18 protein-coding genes and 1 other RNA gene are annotated in these 14,941 nt (G+C 61.2%); 9 read left to right on the top strand and 10 right to left on the bottom strand.

Going from position 1 to position 14,941, the window contains the following annotated elements; all coding sequences use genetic code 11:
* The first annotated feature begins 49 nt into the window (after positions 1-49).
* The 4 genes from FIV35_RS03670 (at position 50) to FIV35_RS03655 (ending at position 3,116) form a co-directional block, all read left to right on the top strand.
* Positions 50-970: an SPFH domain-containing protein gene (locus tag FIV35_RS03670; protein ID WP_034139731.1), complete on the top strand. Its 921-nt coding sequence runs from the start codon at positions 50-52 to the stop codon at positions 968-970.
* 10 nt (positions 971-980) lie between these two features.
* Entirely contained in the window at positions 981-1,427 is a 447-nt protein-coding gene (locus FIV35_RS03665; protein ID WP_034101373.1) for an NfeD family protein, read from the top strand.
* Positions 1,428-1,496: 69 nt separating this feature from the next.
* A complete protein-coding gene (locus FIV35_RS03660; RefSeq protein ID WP_003176799.1) occupies positions 1,497-1,811 on the top strand; it encodes a DUF2388 domain-containing protein in 315 nt (104 codons plus the stop codon).
* A 162-nt stretch (positions 1,812-1,973) separates the two neighbouring features.
* A complete protein-coding gene (locus FIV35_RS03655; RefSeq protein ID WP_034139732.1) occupies positions 1,974-3,116 on the top strand; it encodes a DegT/DnrJ/EryC1/StrS family aminotransferase in 1,143 nt (380 codons plus the stop codon).
* A 54-nt stretch (positions 3,117-3,170) separates the two neighbouring features.
* Here the strand turns inward: FIV35_RS03655 and gcvH are convergent, their stop codons facing one another.
* From gcvH to FIV35_RS03610, 9 genes are all read right to left on the bottom strand, one after another.
* Positions 3,171-3,554, bottom strand: a complete 384-nt coding sequence (gcvH, locus tag FIV35_RS03650) for a glycine cleavage system protein GcvH (protein ID WP_034101375.1) — start codon at positions 3,552-3,554, stop codon at positions 3,171-3,173.
* A 51-nt stretch (positions 3,555-3,605) separates the two neighbouring features.
* Positions 3,606-4,688, bottom strand: coding sequence for a glycine cleavage system aminomethyltransferase GcvT (gcvT, locus tag FIV35_RS03645; protein ID WP_034101376.1), 1,083 nt, complete (start codon positions 4,686-4,688; stop codon positions 3,606-3,608).
* Positions 4,689-4,843: 155 nt separating this feature from the next.
* Complete coding sequence (locus FIV35_RS03640) at positions 4,844-6,460, bottom strand: ABC transporter permease (protein WP_034139733.1); 1,617 nt, start codon at positions 6,458-6,460, stop codon at positions 4,844-4,846.
* Between the two features lie 164 nt (positions 6,461-6,624).
* The gene (locus FIV35_RS03635; protein WP_034139734.1) at positions 6,625-7,629 is read right to left on the bottom strand and encodes an extracellular solute-binding protein; all 1,005 of its coding nucleotides are present in this window, start codon (positions 7,627-7,629) and stop codon (positions 6,625-6,627) included.
* 105 nt (positions 7,630-7,734) lie between these two features.
* A complete protein-coding gene (locus FIV35_RS03630; protein WP_170245398.1) occupies positions 7,735-8,952 on the bottom strand; it encodes a 2-octaprenyl-3-methyl-6-methoxy-1,4-benzoquinol hydroxylase in 1,218 nt (405 codons plus the stop codon).
* Positions 8,953-8,961: 9 nt separating this feature from the next.
* Complete coding sequence (locus FIV35_RS03625) at positions 8,962-9,447, bottom strand: DUF4442 domain-containing protein (protein ID WP_034139736.1); 486 nt, start codon at positions 9,445-9,447, stop codon at positions 8,962-8,964.
* Positions 9,440-10,627 carry a 2-octaprenyl-6-methoxyphenyl hydroxylase gene (gene ubiH / locus FIV35_RS03620; RefSeq protein ID WP_034139737.1) on the bottom strand — a complete coding sequence of 396 codons (1,188 nt, stop codon included), beginning with the start codon at positions 10,625-10,627 and terminating at the stop codon, positions 9,440-9,442. The genes FIV35_RS03625 and ubiH overlap by 8 nt, the downstream gene beginning before the upstream one ends.
* The gene (pepP, locus tag FIV35_RS03615; RefSeq protein ID WP_034139738.1) at positions 10,624-11,946 is read right to left on the bottom strand and encodes a Xaa-Pro aminopeptidase; all 1,323 of its coding nucleotides are present in this window, start codon (positions 11,944-11,946) and stop codon (positions 10,624-10,626) included. The genes ubiH and pepP overlap by 4 nt, the downstream gene beginning before the upstream one ends.
* 20 nt (positions 11,947-11,966) lie before the next feature.
* Entirely contained in the window at positions 11,967-12,524 is a 558-nt protein-coding gene (locus tag FIV35_RS03610) for a YecA/YgfB family protein (protein WP_034115420.1), read from the bottom strand.
* Positions 12,525-12,661: 137 nt separating this feature from the next.
* Between FIV35_RS03610 and FIV35_RS03605 the strand changes: the two genes are divergently transcribed.
* The 4 genes from FIV35_RS03605 to FIV35_RS03590 all read left to right on the top strand — a co-directional run bounded on the left by FIV35_RS03605 (position 12,662) and on the right by FIV35_RS03590 (position 14,083).
* Positions 12,662-12,871 carry a TIGR02449 family protein gene (locus FIV35_RS03605; protein WP_034101384.1) on the top strand — a complete coding sequence of 70 codons (210 nt, stop codon included), beginning with the start codon at positions 12,662-12,664 and terminating at the stop codon, positions 12,869-12,871.
* Positions 12,868-13,185 carry a cell division protein ZapA gene (locus FIV35_RS03600; protein ID WP_034101385.1) on the top strand — a complete coding sequence of 106 codons (318 nt, stop codon included), beginning with the start codon at positions 12,868-12,870 and terminating at the stop codon, positions 13,183-13,185. The genes FIV35_RS03605 and FIV35_RS03600 overlap by 4 nt, the downstream gene beginning before the upstream one ends.
* 31 nt (positions 13,186-13,216) lie before the next feature.
* Positions 13,217-13,395: non-coding RNA, 6S RNA (ssrS, locus tag FIV35_RS03595), on the top strand.
* A gap of 58 nt (positions 13,396-13,453) precedes the next feature.
* Positions 13,454-14,083 (top strand): 5-formyltetrahydrofolate cyclo-ligase, encoded by a 630-nt coding sequence (locus tag FIV35_RS03590; RefSeq protein WP_034101386.1) that lies wholly within the window; start codon positions 13,454-13,456, stop codon positions 14,081-14,083.
* 7 nt (positions 14,084-14,090) lie between these two features.
* On the opposite strand, the gene FIV35_RS29540 is transcribed toward FIV35_RS03590, so the two are convergent.
* Positions 14,091-14,237: a hypothetical protein gene (locus FIV35_RS29540; RefSeq protein WP_094064348.1), complete on the bottom strand. Its 147-nt coding sequence runs from the start codon at positions 14,235-14,237 to the stop codon at positions 14,091-14,093.
* 195 nt (positions 14,238-14,432) lie between these two features.
* Between FIV35_RS29540 and FIV35_RS03585 the strand changes: the two genes are divergently transcribed.
* On the top strand, positions 14,433-14,882 hold the full coding sequence (locus FIV35_RS03585) for an EVE domain-containing protein (protein WP_034139739.1): 450 nt from the start codon (positions 14,433-14,435) through the stop codon (positions 14,880-14,882).
* Positions 14,883-14,941: the final 59 nt, after the last annotated feature.

Here is a 14,941-nt window from a genome sequence, read left to right as displayed (position 1 = left end):
TACAATCAGCAAACGTTGCGTCACTGACATCATCAGATAGGGAATCGTCATGCAAATCGGAACCGTACTGCTGCTCTTTGTAGGATTGGCCATCGCCATTCTGTTCATGGGCTTCAAAGTCGTGCCCCAGGGTTACCAATGGACGGTCGAGCGCTTTGGTCGCTATACCAACACCCTCAAGCCAGGCCTGAACATCATCATCCCGGTCATGGACCGTATCGGTCGCAAGATCAACGTAATGGAAAGCGTGCTGGATATCCCGCCGCAGGAAGTCATCACTGCCGATAACGCCACCGTGCAGATCGATGCCGTGTGTTTCTTCCAGGTGGTCAATACCGCTCAGGCTGCCTACGAGGTCAACAACCTCGAACACGCCATTCGGAATCTGCTGCAAACCAATATCCGAACCGTACTCGGCTCGATGGAACTGGATGCCATGCTGAGCCAGCGCGATGGCATCAATGAAAAACTGCTGAAGACCGTGGACGAAGCCACCGCGCCCTGGGGCATCAAGATCACACGTATCGAAATCAAAGACATCAGCCCCCCGGCCGACCTGATGGCAGCCATGTCCGGTCAGATGAAAGCCGAGCGGATCAAGCGTGCGCAAATCCTCGAAGCTGAAGGGCTGCGGGCATCGGCGATCCTCACCGCAGAGGGCAAAAAGCAAGCCCAGATTCTGGAGGCCGAAGGTAGCCGGCAAGCGGCGTTCCTCGAATCCGAAGCCCGCGAACGCCAGGCCGAGGCCGAAGCACGGGCGACCCAAGTGGTGTCGGAAGCCATCGCCTCGGGCAACGTGCAGGCGGTCAACTACTTCGTGGCGCAAAAGTATATCGACGCCCTGGGCAAGCTGGCCTCGGCCAACAACAGCAAGGTCATCCTGATGCCGCTTGAAGCCAGCCAGGTGATCGGTGCGGTCGGTGGCATCGGCGAGATCGTTAAGGCAACGTTCGATCACAAGAAGGGCTGAGGCCATCGCCATGTGGGATTTCCTGCTGCACCTGTCGTTTTGGGATTGGCTGGCCTTGGGCACGGTGCTGTTGATTCTTGAGGTCTTCGGCGCCGGTGGTTACCTGCTATGGATGGGTATCGCAGCGGCAGCCGTGGGCGTGATCAAGTTTCTGGTTCCGCCCCTCGCGCTGGAATGGCAACTGCTGTTGTTTGCCGTGCTGTCGATATTGACGGCGGTGTACTGGTGGAAGCGCCAGCGCAGTAGCGCCAAGGTCAGTGACCAACCGGGGCTGAATGAACGCGGCTCAGAGTTGATCGGCCGCACATTCGTGGTGCACCAGGCGATTGTGGATGGACGAGGTAAGGTGAAGGTCGGCGATGGTGTGTGGATGGTCAGCGGCCCCGACTGCCCGGTAGGCGCTCAAGTACGCGTGATTGCCCAGGAAGGCGTGGTGTTGAAGGTTGAAACTGTTTAGTCAATGACGGAACTCGATTGGGCTAACCACGATCCAAACGTACAGATCACCCACCCGGAGTCACCCATCATGCGTCTCAAATATGCTGTCGCAACCCTCGCTGTGCTTTCCCTTCCTGTCGGTTCAGCCATGGCCGACAGTTTCTGGCGCAATGTCATCTCCTCCGGTGCCACCACCGGCTCGACCTACCTGACATTCAAAGACCACAAACTGGTGGTCGCCGCTCAAGATGACGCCGGCAGCTTCGTAGCCAGCGACGGTGGTATCCGTGGCCCTTACCTGGAGGCCGCAATGCAGAAAGTCCGCGCCGACAACCCAGGCTTGCAAGCCACGGACATGGAGTTGGCCAACGCCATCCTCGCGAAAAACGCTGTCACCGAGTGATAGCTTCTCGCTGAAAAATGCCGCTTTTGAAGCGGCATTTTTTTGCCCGTAAGGTGACGATTCATTCACAGGCGACAGGCTATATTCAGTCGAACCGTGCAACCATGCCGGTGCGCACACGCCTCACCACCATCGCCAATCAGAACGGATGCCGTCATCGTCATGAGCCAACAGCCTTTCCTGCCGTTTTCCAAACCCACCATCGATGAAGCCACCATTTCGGCGGTAGGCGACGTATTGCGCTCCGGCTGGATCACCAGTGGGCCGAAGGTGCAGGCGTTCGAGGCGCAACTGTCGGAATATTTTGGCGGCCGTCCGGTGCGCACGTTCAACTCCGGCACCTGCACCATGGAGATTGCCTTGCGCATCGCGGGCATCGGGCCGGGCGATGAAGTCATCACTACACCGATCTCTTGGGTAGCCACCGCCAACGTCATTCTGGAAGTCGGCGCCACACCGGTATTCGCCGATATCGACCCTGTTACCCGTAATATCGACCTGGCCCAGGTGGAAGCCGCGATCACACCACGCACCAAGGCAATCATTCCTGTCTATCTGGCCGGTTTGCCGCTGGACATGCCGATGCTTTATGCACTGGCCAATAAGTACAACTTGCGTATCGTCGAAGATGCCGCCCAGGCGCTGGGCTCTACCTGGGACGGCGAGCGCATCGGCGCCACTGGAGATTTCGTGTCGTTCAGTTTCCAGGCAAACAAGAACATTACCTGCTCCGAGGGCGGCTGCCTGGTGCTGAACAATGCCGATGAGGCGCGGCTGGCCGAAAAGTACCGCCTGCAGGGCGTGACCCGTACCGGCTTCGACGGTCTGGATGTGGATGTACTAGGCGGCAAGTTCAATATGACCGACATCGCTGCCGCCATTGGGTTGGGACAATTCGCTCATATCGAGCAGATCACTGCCCATCGCCAGAATCTTGCGCGTCACTACTTCAACTGTTTTGGCAGTGACTTCGAAGAAAAGTACGGGGCGCAACTGCCGCCGGCCGACTTCGAAAACAGCAACTGGCACCTGTTCCAACTCGTGCTGCCGGAACGCCAGGACGGTTTGCCCGCCCGCGCCACATTTATGGAGCGGATGCAGGCCCACGGTGTTGGCATTGGCTATCACTACCCGCCGATCCACCTGCTGAGCCTGTATCGGGCGCAGGGGTTCAAGGAAGGCATGTTCCCGGTGGCGGAAAAGGTCGGGCGCTTGATCGTGTCGTTGCCGATGTTCACGGCGATGACGGAGGCGGATGTGGAGCGCTCGGTGGCGGCGGTAAAGGCCGTCTTGACGGCGAGCTGAACACTCACGGCTCAATGTGGGAAGGAATTGTCGCCCTCCCACATGAGACGTGCGTTATTCGCCGATGGAAGCTTTGTAGCCGGCGGCATCCAGCAGCTTGTCCAACTCAGCCGGATTGCTTGGCTTGAGCTTGAAGATCCATGCCGCGTACGGGTCGGAGTTCAGCAGTTCAGGGCTACCGCTCAATTCCTCGTTGACGGCAGTCACTTCACCTGCGATCGGGGCGTAGATATCCGAAGCCGCTTTCACCGACTCAACCACCCCCGCCTGGCCACCGGCCGCGAACGTGGCGCCCACCTCAGCCAACTCAACAAACACCACATCCCCCAACGCTTCCTGGGCGTGATCGGAAATACCGACGGTCACCGTGCCGTCAGCTTCCAAACGGGCCCATTCATGACTCTCGGCAAAACGCAGGTCGGCTGGGATATTGCTCATTGTCTGTGTCCTCAAGAAGAAATGTCAGCGGCCATTGGCCCGCCGGAATAGTTAGATCAAGGTTTTGCCATGACGTACGAAGGTCGGTTTGACCACTCGAACCGGGTACCACTTGCCGCGGATTTCCACTTCGGCCCGGTCGGCGGTTGCCTTCGGTACACGCGCCAGGGCAATGGATTTGCTCAGCGTAGGAGAGAAACTACCACTGGTGATCTCCCCTTCGCCAACATTGGCGATACGAACCACCTGATGAGCGCGTAAAACCCCACGTTCTTCCAGCACCAGCCCCACCAATTTGAACTGCACACCCGCCGCCTGCTCTGCTTCCAGCGCGGCGCGACCGATGAAATTGCGCTCGGCCGGCTCCCAGGCGATGCTCCAAGCCATATTGGCTGCCAGGGGCGAGACGTCTTGGTGGATGTCCTGGCCATAGAGGTTCATACCGGCCTCAAGGCGCAACGTGTCACGAGCGCCCAGGCCGATGGGCGAGATGCCGGCGCCAACAAGGTCGTTGAAGAAACCCGGCGCCTGATCGGCAGGCAGCACAATTTCCAGGCCGTCTTCGCCGGTGTAACCCGTGCGGGCGATAAACCAATCGCCATCGGCCTGGCCTTCGAAAGGCTTGAGTTGATGAATCAAGGCGCCACGCGACTGAGTGACCAGCTCGGCAATTTTATGCCGGGCCTGGGGGCCTTGAATGGCCAGCATCGCCAGTTCCGGCCGTTCACGCAGTTGCGCTTGGTACTCGCCCAGTTGCGCCTGCATCCAGGCCATGTCCTGGTCACGGGTGGCGGCGTTGACCACCAGCCGGTAACCGGTTTCGGTGCGGTACACGATCATGTCGTCCACCACACCGCCCCGCTCGTTGAGCATGGCGCTGTACAACGCATGGCCGCAGCCATGCAAACGACCGACATCATTGGCCAGCAGGTGCTGGAGCCATTCCTTGGCCTGGGGGCCTGTGACATCGATCACGGTCATATGAGATACATCGAACACCCCGCAGTCGCGTCGCACCTGATGGTGCTCTTCAACTTGCGAGCCGTAGTGCAAAGGCATATCCCAACCGCCAAAATCGACCATTTTCGCGCCGAGGGCGAGATGCAGGTCATACAGAGGCGTACGCTGTCCCATGGGTTTCTCCTTCCGGGCTTGGCGAAGGTGCGCAGCGTTACCAAGCGTGCTGGAGGCCTTGAACGACAAGGTCTGCATGACGCTCAGCGCGCCGATCCGAAGGATGGACCGCACCGAATGCCGCGCATTGTAGCCGCAAGCCGTAGGACTGGCACCTAACCGATTTGCCGAGCTGAACGACGGATCAGCCCGATGACCGGCAGCAGCCCCACCAACACCAGCGTCAATGCCGGCAGAGAGGCCCGCGCCCACTCGCCCTCACTGGTCATTTCAAACACGCGTACCGCCAGCGTGTCCCAGCCGAACGGGCGCATCAGCAGGGTCGCGGGCATTTCCTTGAGCACATCGACAAACACCAACAACGCCGCGCTCAAGGCGCCGGGAAGCAACAGCGGCAGATACACTTTGCAAAACAGTCGCGGACCACTCACACCCAGGCTGCGCGCAGCCTCCGGCAACGACGGACGGATTCGCGCCAGGCTGTTTTCCAACGGCCCGAACGCAACCGCCAGGAAGCGCACCAGATACGCCAGCACCAACGCGGCGAGGCTACCGAGCAGCAACGGTCTGCCCCCACCGCCCAGCCAGCCAGACAGCGGCACCACCAGTTCGCGGTCCAGATAGCTGAAGGCCAACATGATCGACACCGCCAGCACCGACCCCGGCAAGGCATAGCCCACATTGGCCAGGCTGATCCCGGAACGAATCGTCCGAGTCGGCGACAGACGATTGGCGAAGGCCAGCACCAAGGCCACGCTCACAGTAATCAGCGCCGCGATACCGCCGAGATACAGGGTGTGGACGATCAAGCCGGCGTAGCGCTCATCCAGGTCGAAGCGACCGCGTTGCCAGAACCAAGCCACCAGCTGCAGCAGCGGAATCACAAAGGCGCACGCAAATACCAGCCCGCACCAGGTACTCGCCGCCGCCGCTTTGAACCCTCGCAGGTGATACAGCGCCTTGCTCCGCGGCCGTTCATTGCTGGGGCGGCTGGCACCTCGCGCGCGGCGCTCACCGTAGAGCACCAGCATAACCACCAGCAGCAACAAGCTAGCCAGCTGGGCTGCGCTGGACAGGCTGAAAAATCCGTACCACGTCTTGTAGATGGCGGTGGTGAACGTATCGAAGTTGAACACCGACACGGCGCCAAAATCCGCCAGGGTCTCCATCAGGGCCAGGGCCACACCCGCCCCGATTGCCGGTCGCGCCATGGGCAGCGCCACACGCCAGAACGCCTGCCAGGGCGATTGCCCCAGCACCCGCGCGGCTTCCATCAAGCCCTTGCCCTGGGCCAGGAACGCGGTGCGTGCCAATAGGTAGACATAGGGATAGAACACCAGCACCAACACGATGATCACGCCACTGGTGGAACGCACCCGGGGCAGGCGCAGGCCCGTACCGAACCACTCACGCAGCAGCGTCTGCACCGGACCCGAAAAGTCCAGCAAGCCGACAAAGACAAAAGCCAGCACATAAGCCGGAATGGCGAAAGGCAACATCAATGCCCAGTCGAGCCAGCGCCGTCCGGGAAATTCGCAGAGACTGGTCAGCCAGGCCAGGCTAACCCCCAGCAGCGTCACGCCTACGCCCACACCCAGCACCAACGTGAGGGTATTGCCCAGCAGGCGTGGCATCTGGGTATCCCAGAGGTGAGACCAGATTTGCGCGTCGATGCTTTGCCAGGACAACACCAGCACGCTCAGCGGCAGCAGCACCAGGGCGGCGACGGTAAAGACCGGCAGGTACCAGCGGCGTTGGGCGGGGTGGGCCAAAGGGGGGCTCTCGGTAATGAATATCTTGAAATCACCGCAACCCAATGTGGGAGGGGGCTTGCCCCCGATGGCGGAGTGTCAGTCTACTGATCAGTGACTGATCCACCACCATCGGGGGCAAGCCCCCTCCCACAGTTAAATCTGCGGCGTCCTACAAATTGTACTTAGTTCCAGCCGGCGCGATCCATCAACCGAATGGCTTCTGCCTGACGTTTACCTGCGACTTCCACCGGCAGGGTATCCGCAACGAACTTACCCCAGGTCGCCACTTCGGCCGACGGCGGCACTGCCGGGTTGGCCGGGAACTCCTGGTTCACGTCGGCGAAGATCCTCTGTGCTTCAGGAGTGGTCATCCACTCCACCAGGGCCTTGGCCGCGTCCGGATGTGGCGCGTATTTGGTCAGGCCGATGCCAGACAGGTTCACATGCACGCCTCGGTCGCCCTGGTTGGGCCAGAACAGTTTTACCGGCAGGTCAGGCTTCTGTTTGTGCAGACGGCCGTAGTAGTAGGTGTTGACGATGCCTACATCGCACTGGCCCGCATTGATGGCCTCCAACACGGCGATGTCATCGGAGAACACGTCGGTAGACAGGTTATTGACCCAGCCCTTGATGATTTCTTCGGTCTTGGCCGCGCCGTGGGTTTCGATCAGGGTCGCGGTCAGGGACTGGTTGTAGACCTTTTTCGCCGTGCGCAGGCACAGGCGGCCTTCCCACTGCTTGTCTGCCAGGGCTTCGTAGGTGGTCAGATCGCTGGGTTTGACCCGGTCGGTGGAGTACGCGATGGTCCGCGCGCGCAGGCTCAAGCCGGTCCAGGCATGAGCCGATGAGCGGTATTGAAGGGGAATGTTCTTGTCGATCACCGGGGAGGTGAACGGTTGCAGGATGCCCATTTGCTCGGCTTGCCAGAGGTTGCCGGCGTCGACGGTGAGCAACAGATCGGCGGTGGCGTTTTCACCCTCGGCCTTGATGCGCTGCATCAGCGGGGCTTCCTTATCGGTAATGAACTTCACCTTCACGCCGGTCTTTTGGGTATAGGCGTCGAACACCGGCTTGATCAGTTCGTCGATGCGCGAGGAGTAGACCACCACCTCATCAGCGGCCTGCGCGGCGCAGGTGCCGACGAGCGTAAGTGCCAGGGCAGTCAGGAGGCGCTTGGGTACCAGCATGGGGGCGGTCTCTCATTTGCAAATAGAGGGCAAATGATAAGGACTCACATTTGGTACCTCAATCAATCGCTCGGCGGAGGCGTTACCAGATGTTGCACGACCCGTTCAGGGCCTGGCCAACTCCGGCAAGTCCCCGCTTAAGCCCAGGGCCTGACGCACGAACAGCGCTTTGGCTTCCGGCATCTGGTCGACCATTTTCAAGCCCGCATTGCGCAACCAGCGCAGCGGCAGTTGGTCGGCCTGGAACAACCGCTCGAATCCCTCCATCGAGGCCATCAGCGCCAGGTTATGCGGCATGCGGCGCCGCTCGTAGCGGCTCAGCACTTTCACATCCGCCAGGCGCTCACCGCGCTCAGTGGCCGCCAGTAGCACTTCGGCCAGCACCGCCGCGTCGAGAAACCCCAGGTTCACGCCCTGCCCCGCCAGCGGATGGATGACGTGGGCGGCATCGCCGATCAGCGCCAGGCCTTCAGCCACGTAGCGTTTGGCATGGCGCTGGCGCAATGGCACGCACACCCGCGGGTCGGCGCTCACCACGCTGCCCAGGCGGCCTTCGAAGGCGCGCTCCAGTTCAAGGCAGAAGCTGTCTTCATCCAATGCCATCAAGCGTTCGGCTTCAGTCGGCGTGGTCGACCAGACAATCGAGCACCAATCCTGCTGGCCGTCACGCTCCAGCGGCAAAAACGCCAGGGGGCCGGTATCGGTAAAGCGCTGCCAGGCCGTGCGCTGGTGCGGCTGGCTGCTGCGCACGCTGGTGACGATGGCGTGATGCAGGTAATCCCACTCACGGGTCGCGGTGCCTGTGAGGCGGCGAACGGCGGAGTTTGCTCCGTCGGCAGCCACCACCAGCGGCGCCCGCAGCGTGCGGCCATCGGCCAGGGTCAGCAGCCATTCATCGCCGGAGCGCCGCATCTGCTCAAGTCGCGCATTGGCCAAAAGCCCGAGGTCGCAGTCGTGCAGGCGGTCGAGCAAAGCGTCCTGAACCACGCGGTTCTCGACGATATGCCCGAGCACCTCGGCGTGCACGCTGGCCGCCGAAAAGTGGATCTGCCCCGTGCCACTGCCGTCCCACACCTGCATCTGGCCATAGGGGCTGGCGCGGCGCGAGGCGATGCCGTCCCAGGCACCCAGTCGCTCGAGAATGCGCTGGCTGGCGGCCGACAACGCGCTCACACGGGGTTCGAACGCCGCGTCGCGGTCGAACGGCTTGACACTCAGCGGGCTGCCATCGAGCAGCAGCACCTGTAGGCCGCTGCCTTGCAACGCCAGCGCCAGGGCGCTTCCGACCATTCCGGCCCCGACAATCAGCACATCTGCGCGCATGTCCATGCTTTAAGCCTGTCTCGCTGGCGGCTTGCGCCGCACGTAAAGGGTTTTGTCGACTCGCGCCACCAGGGTGCCGGAGCCGTCATGAATCTGGACCTTGAGGTGGGGCAAGTATTTCTCGCCCCCTTCGGTCTGGCGACGCACCTCGTCGAGCAAGGTGTCGTCGATAAAAAACTCGGCATACACCGGGCCTTTACCCGGCGAGATGAAATCGATGCTGGCCGCTTTGTCCCAGACGATGTAATCGCGCCCCAGGTTCTCCATGAGCATCAGCATGTAGAACGGGTCGACCATCGAATACAGGCTGCCGCCGAATTGCGTTCCCACATAATTGCGGTTGTACCACCCCAGGCCCATACGCACTTTGACGTGCCGAAAGTCGGCGCTCATGTGCTGCACGCTGATGCCCGCGCCCAGGTACGGCGGGTACAGGGTCATGACCCAGCGCAACAGGCGCGCCTTGCCCAGGCGCTCGATCAGCCAGTTACGCATCGGGGCGCGTACCCAGGCCCATGGCCTGACGGGCAAACCAGCGCTTGGCCGGCGGTAGAAGATCCAGGCCCAGCAGGCCCACATTGCGGCCCAGCGCCACCAAGGGTTGCGCGCTGCCGAACAAGCGCGTGACCTGGTCGGAGAAGCCCACGGTAAGCTTCTGGTCCATACGTTGGCGGTCACGATAGGCTTGCAGGGTCGCCAGATCGCCTGGCACGGCCGGCCCAGCCAGCAGCGCTTCGGCTAAAGCATGGGCGTCACGTAGGGACAGGTTGAAACCCTGTCCGGCAATCGGGTGCAGGCTGTGGGCGGCGTTGCCGATTATGGCCAGGTGCGAGCGCACTTGTTCTTCGGCTTCCACCAACGTCAGCGGATACAGATGACGCGCGCCAACCTGCTTGAGTGTGCCCAGGCGATAGCCGAACACGCCCTGCAACTCGCTGAGAAAACTGCGCTCGTCAAGGTCGGCCAGGCGCTGGGCGTCCATGCCGACACGGGTCCACACCAGCGCGCAGCGGTTGTCCGGCAACGGCAGCAAAGCCATCGGACCATCATCGGTGAAGCGCTCGAAGGCTTCGCCGTTATGGGCTTCACTAGGGGTGATATTGGCGATCAACGCACTCTGGTTGTAGGGCCGGGTTTTCACGCCGACGCCCAGTTGCTCGCGCAAACCGGAACGGCCGCCATCGGCCAGCACGGCCAAGTCGCACTCCAGCTCGGTTTCATCGTCGAGGGTCAGGCGATAGCCATCGGGCAGCGGCACCATGCGGGTAACTTGCGCGGGGCAGCGCCAGCTCACCACGTCGCTGTCCAGGCCTTGCCACAGGCACTGGCCCAGCCAGGCGTTTTCCACCACATAGCCCAAGGCCGGCACGCCCTCTTCCATGGCGGACAAGCGCGCAGTGGAAAAACGCCCACGGTCCGACACATGAATCTGCTTGATCGGCTCGGCGCGGCGGGCAATGGCCTGCCACAGGCCCAGCCGCTGGTAGATCTGCCGAGCGCCAAACGACAGCGCCGAGGAGCGCGCGTCGTAGCTGGGCTGGTAACTGTCGCCGGGGGCGAACGGTTCGATCAGCACGATCTTCCAACCGCGCGCCTTGGCCCCGGCCTGCAACGCCAGCGCCAGGCTGGCGCCCACCAAGCCGCCGCCGATAATCGCCAGGTTGACCCGGCTCATCGGGCGGCCGCCATCAATGCTTCGATATCGGCGACGGTCTTGGGCACGCCGCCGGTCAGGATTTCACAGCCTTGCTTGGTCACCACCACGTCGTCCTCGATGCGCACGCCAATGCCACGCCATTTCTTTGCCACGTTCTGGTTGTCCGGCGAAATATAAATCCCCGGTTCCACCGTCAGCGCCATGCCGACTTCCAGCACGCGCCACTCACCGCCCACTTTGTACTCGCCCACATCGTGCACATCCATGCCCAGCCAATGGCCGGCGCGGTGCATATAGAAAGCTTTGTACGCTTCGCTGGCGATCAATTCGTCGACATCTCCTTGCAACAACCCCAGCGTCACCAGCCCGGCGGTGATCACCTGCACGGTGGCCTCATGGGCCTGGTTCCAATGCTTGTTGGGGGCGATCTGCGCAAACGCGGCCTCCTGGGAGGCCAGCACGATTTCATAGATCGCCTTCTGCTCCGGCGAAAACCGGCCATTGACCGGCCAGGTGCGGGTGATATCGCTGGCGTAGCAGTCGATTTCACAACCGGCGTCGATCAACACCAGATCGCCGTCCTTGAGCAGTGCGTCATTTTGCTGGTAGTGCAGGATGCAGCTGTTGCGACCAGCAGCGACGATAGACCCATAGGCCGGCATCTTTGCGCCGCCCTTGCGGAACTCGTAGTCCAGCTCGGCTTCCAGGCTGAACTCGTACAAACCAGCGCGGCTGGCCTGCATCGCTCGCACATGGGCGGCGCAGGAAATCCGTGCAGCTTCGCGCATCACCTTCAGTTCCGCCGCCGATTTATACAGGCGCATGTCGTGGAGCAAATGATCCAGGGCAACGAATTCGTTCGGGGGCTGGGCACCCAGGTGGGCCTTGGAGCGGATCACGTTGATCCATTCCATCAAATGCCGGTCGAATTCGGCATTGCTGCCCATGGCCGAGTACACGCGGTCGCGGCCCTCAATGAGGCCCGGCAGGATGTCGTCGATATCGGTGATGGGGAAGGCGTCGTCGGCGCCAAAGTCACGGACCGCGCCTTCAGTGCCGGCGCGCAGGCCGTCCCACAGCTCGCGTTCGGCATTGCGCTCGCGGCAAAACAGCACGTACTCGCCATGTTGACGACCGGGCATCAGCACAATGACTGCTTCTGGTTCCGGGAAACCGCTCAGGTATTGGAAGTCGCTGTCCTGGCGGTAAACATGCTCCACATCGCGATTGCGGATAGCTACGGCGGCGGCTGGCAGGATCGCGATGCTGTTGGGTTCCATCTGCGCCATGAGCGCCTTGCGGCGTCGGGTGTATTCCGCTTTGGGGATATGGATCATGGGCAGATGGGCTTCCTTTCTCAGTGCAGCGACGGCTTGGGCGCGGCAGGTTCAGCGGATTTCTTGGTCTCGGTGAACAGCAGCAGCGGCGCGACGCGCAAGTATTCCATCACTTCCATGTAATCGCTTTCGCCGTCCTCGGACTCTTCCAGAGCGTCTTGCACCTGAGAGATGGCGGCCAGGTCCTGCAACACTTCCTTGGCGTCGGTGCTCAGCTCCAGGCCGGCGGCGTTCACGCCGAAACCGTGGAGAAAGCCCTGGCACCATTGGCCCAGCGCTGCGGCGCGGTCGGCCAGCGGTGCGTCGTCAGTCGGCAGCAGCAGGACCACGGTGATGTCATCACCGGTCAGTTCGCCCTTGACCATTTCCTGCAGGCCGACCAGCGCATTGCGCACGTTATCTTCGGGCTCTTTTTCCAACAGTTCGGCCACATCGGCCAACCAGTTGTCGGGGTCGAAGCCGACACCGGTGCAACTGCGGCCCAACAGCACGCCGTGCAGTTCGGCCGGGGAGCAAGGGTGGCCGCTGGCGTTCAGCAGAGCGGAGAAAGCGTCGTATGGGGAATTCTTAATGGGCATGATGAGCTAGGCGCCAGGCGGCGCGATGTCTAGAATGAAGCGCTGTATCCTAGCACCGGCAGACGCACCCGACTATCAAGGGCGTCAGATCGTTTATCCTGCAGTTGCCATTCATCAGACAAATCCAGTGGAACCCAATGGAAGACACCGACCTGCAAGCGCTGATGGCCAGACTCGAGCTGCTAATTACTCGGGTCGAGCAACTTAAGAGTCAAAACAGACTCCTATTAGCTCAGGAAAAGACCTGGCGCGAGGAACGCGCTCACCTCATTGAAAAAAACGAAATCGCCCGGCGTAAGGTCGAATCGATGATTTCGCGCCTGAAGGCCCTGGAGCAAGACTCATGAGTTCAAGCAATAGCGTCACCGTGCAGATCCTGGATAAAGAGTATTCGATCATCTGCCCCCAGGAAGAGCGCAACAACCTGGTGAGCGCCGCCCGCTACCTGGATGGCAAGATGCGTGAAATCCGCAGCAGCGGCAAAGTCATCGGCGCCGACCGCATCGCTGTGATGGCTGCGCTGAACATTACCCATGACTTGTTGCACAAGCAGGAACGCCCGGACGTACAGGCCAGCGGCTCGACGCGCGAGCAAGTGCGTGACCTGCTGGAACGCGTGGATCTGGCGCTTGCCAGCGACTCGGATGCACCCAAGGGCTGATTGCCGCGTCTGTTTAAGGTATACTCGCCCTCACTCCCTGGCGTGTTTGCCAGTCGGCGATGTCCCTGAGCCGATTCGCACTACCCTGGAAGTTGCACGTTGGGCTGGTGTGCATGTCCGCTAGACGGAAAGCCTTAAAGCCTACTGCTTCTTCCACCTTGAACTTTCGGGTTCAAGGGCTAAGTCGACAGCGGCTCTGTCGGGGAGCCTGAATTCCAAAACTCAATGCCAGTCCCAGGACTGGCATTGTTTTATGAGCCGAAAAGCCATGACCGAAACTGCGCCGCTTTCCCGTCCGCAACTTCGACGCCTGTTGCGCAAGGCCCGCCGCGCCCTCACGCCGAGCGAGCAACGCCAGGCCGCTCAGGGCCTGTACCGGCAGCTGGCACAGCACCCGCTGTTTCGCCGGGCCAAACATATCTCCCTTTACCTGCCCACCGACGGTGAAATCGATCCGAGCCTGCTGCTGCGTGCTGCGCAGCGCCGGGGCAAAGCCACGTATCTGCCGGTGCTTAGCGCTTGGCCGCGCACGAAGATGGTATTCCAGCGTGTGCGCCCCGGGGAAAAGCTGCTGCCCAATCGCTTTCGCATCCTGGAGCCACGGGTGAATATCCGCCGGCAACGCAAGGTGTGGGCGCTGGACCTGGTGCTGATGCCGCTGGTGGGATTCGACGATGAAGGTGGCCGCCTGGGTATGGGTGGGGGTTTCTATGACCGCAGCCTGGCGTACCTCGCACGCCGCCAGCGCTGGCGCAAGCCGACGTTGCTGGGCCTGGCCCATGAATGTCAGAAAGTCGATCGGTTGGCGCAGGCAAGTTGGGATGTGCCGATGGCTGGCACGGTGACGAATAAGCAATGGTATATCGCAGAAGCGTCGCTGGAATCAGCGACGCCTTGAAGTCGTATTAACGCTTGTACTGTTGTTGCACTGGTGACAATTCAACTGGGGCATCGGTCTTGTTCGACCACAAACTTTGCGCATAGCCGGTGGTCACGACGCCCAGACCAAACAAAATAACCAATATCCATAGTAAATCCGGTTTACGTTGCATCGATTGCCCCCCTTCAGGCACCTCGTACACGATGACAACAACGTTCCAAAGTAGTCCGTTGCAGCTGAGTCAAGCTTAAAATCCCGGCATTTTGCGTTAACGTGAACCAACACGCAAACCTTGACGCCAACCGACTGTCGGTTTGTACGGCAATTGCCCGACAACTTGCCCAATGCCTGTTTGAGGAGCCTAAAGATGGCCTACTGGCTGATGAAATCCGAGCCCGACGAACTGTCCATCAGGGGCCTGGAAAAACTCGGAAAAGCCCGCTGGGATGGGGTGCGCAACTATCAGGCACGTAACTTTCTGCGCGCCATGGCGGTGGGTGACGAATTCTTCTTTTACCATTCCAGCTGCCCCGAACCGGGCATCGCCGGCATCGGCAAAATCATTGAGGCGGCCTACCCGGACCCGACCGCACTGGAGCCCGACAGTCATTACTTCGACGCCAAGGCCAGCCCGGAGAAAAACCCGTGGAGCGCGATCACGGTCGCCCATGTCCAGACCTTCCCCAAGGTGCTGGGCCTGGGTTACCTGAAACAGCAGGCGGCACTCGCCGAACTGCCCCTGGTGCAAAAAGGCAGCCGCCTCTCGGTCATGCCGGTGACCGCCGAGCAATGGGCCGCCGTACTGGCACTGCGCTAGGCGCCAGAACCCTACAGTCACGCTCGCGACGCATGCGCTTGGGCCGCAATCGCGCTAGG

Source organism: Pseudomonas rhodesiae, assembly GCF_007858255.1.
Classification (GTDB): domain Bacteria; phylum Pseudomonadota; class Gammaproteobacteria; order Pseudomonadales; family Pseudomonadaceae; genus Aquipseudomonas; species Aquipseudomonas rhodesiae.
Note: the sequence above shows the minus strand (reverse complement) of the source record. Positions and strands in the feature narration are given on the sequence as shown.

Coding starts and splice junctions, on each gene's coding strand:
- FIV35_RS03670 (WP_034139731.1), top strand. CDS start 50: ATGCAAATCGGAACCGTACTGCTGCTCTTTGTAGGATTGGCCATCGCC.
- FIV35_RS03665 (WP_034101373.1), top strand. CDS start 981: ATGTGGGATTTCCTGCTGCACCTGTCGTTTTGGGATTGGCTGGCCTTG.
- FIV35_RS03660 (WP_003176799.1), top strand. CDS start 1,497: ATGCGTCTCAAATATGCTGTCGCAACCCTCGCTGTGCTTTCCCTTCCT.
- FIV35_RS03655 (WP_034139732.1), top strand. CDS start 1,974: ATGAGCCAACAGCCTTTCCTGCCGTTTTCCAAACCCACCATCGATGAA.
- gcvH (WP_034101375.1), bottom strand. CDS start 3,554: ATGAGCAATATCCCAGCCGACCTGCGTTTTGCCGAGAGTCATGAATGG.
- gcvT (WP_034101376.1), bottom strand. CDS start 4,688: ATGGGACAGCGTACGCCTCTGTATGACCTGCATCTCGCCCTCGGCGCG.
- FIV35_RS03635 (WP_034139734.1), bottom strand. CDS start 7,629: ATGCTGGTACCCAAGCGCCTCCTGACTGCCCTGGCACTTACGCTCGTC.
- FIV35_RS03630 (WP_170245398.1), bottom strand. CDS start 8,952: ATGCGCGCAGATGTGCTGATTGTCGGGGCCGGAATGGTCGGAAGCGCC.
- FIV35_RS03625 (WP_034139736.1), bottom strand. CDS start 9,447: ATGCGTAACTGGCTGATCGAGCGCCTGGGCAAGGCGCGCCTGTTGCGC.
- ubiH (WP_034139737.1), bottom strand. CDS start 10,627: ATGAGCCGGGTCAACCTGGCGATTATCGGCGGCGGCTTGGTGGGCGCC.
- pepP (WP_034139738.1), bottom strand. CDS start 11,946: ATGATCCATATCCCCAAAGCGGAATACACCCGACGCCGCAAGGCGCTC.
- FIV35_RS03610 (WP_034115420.1), bottom strand. CDS start 12,524: ATGCCCATTAAGAATTCCCCATACGACGCTTTCTCCGCTCTGCTGAAC.
- FIV35_RS03605 (WP_034101384.1), top strand. CDS start 12,662: ATGGAAGACACCGACCTGCAAGCGCTGATGGCCAGACTCGAGCTGCTA.
- FIV35_RS03600 (WP_034101385.1), top strand. CDS start 12,868: ATGAGTTCAAGCAATAGCGTCACCGTGCAGATCCTGGATAAAGAGTAT.
- FIV35_RS03590 (WP_034101386.1), top strand. CDS start 13,454: ATGACCGAAACTGCGCCGCTTTCCCGTCCGCAACTTCGACGCCTGTTG.
- FIV35_RS29540 (WP_094064348.1), bottom strand. CDS start 14,237: ATGCAACGTAAACCGGATTTACTATGGATATTGGTTATTTTGTTTGGT.
- FIV35_RS03585 (WP_034139739.1), top strand. CDS start 14,433: ATGGCCTACTGGCTGATGAAATCCGAGCCCGACGAACTGTCCATCAGG.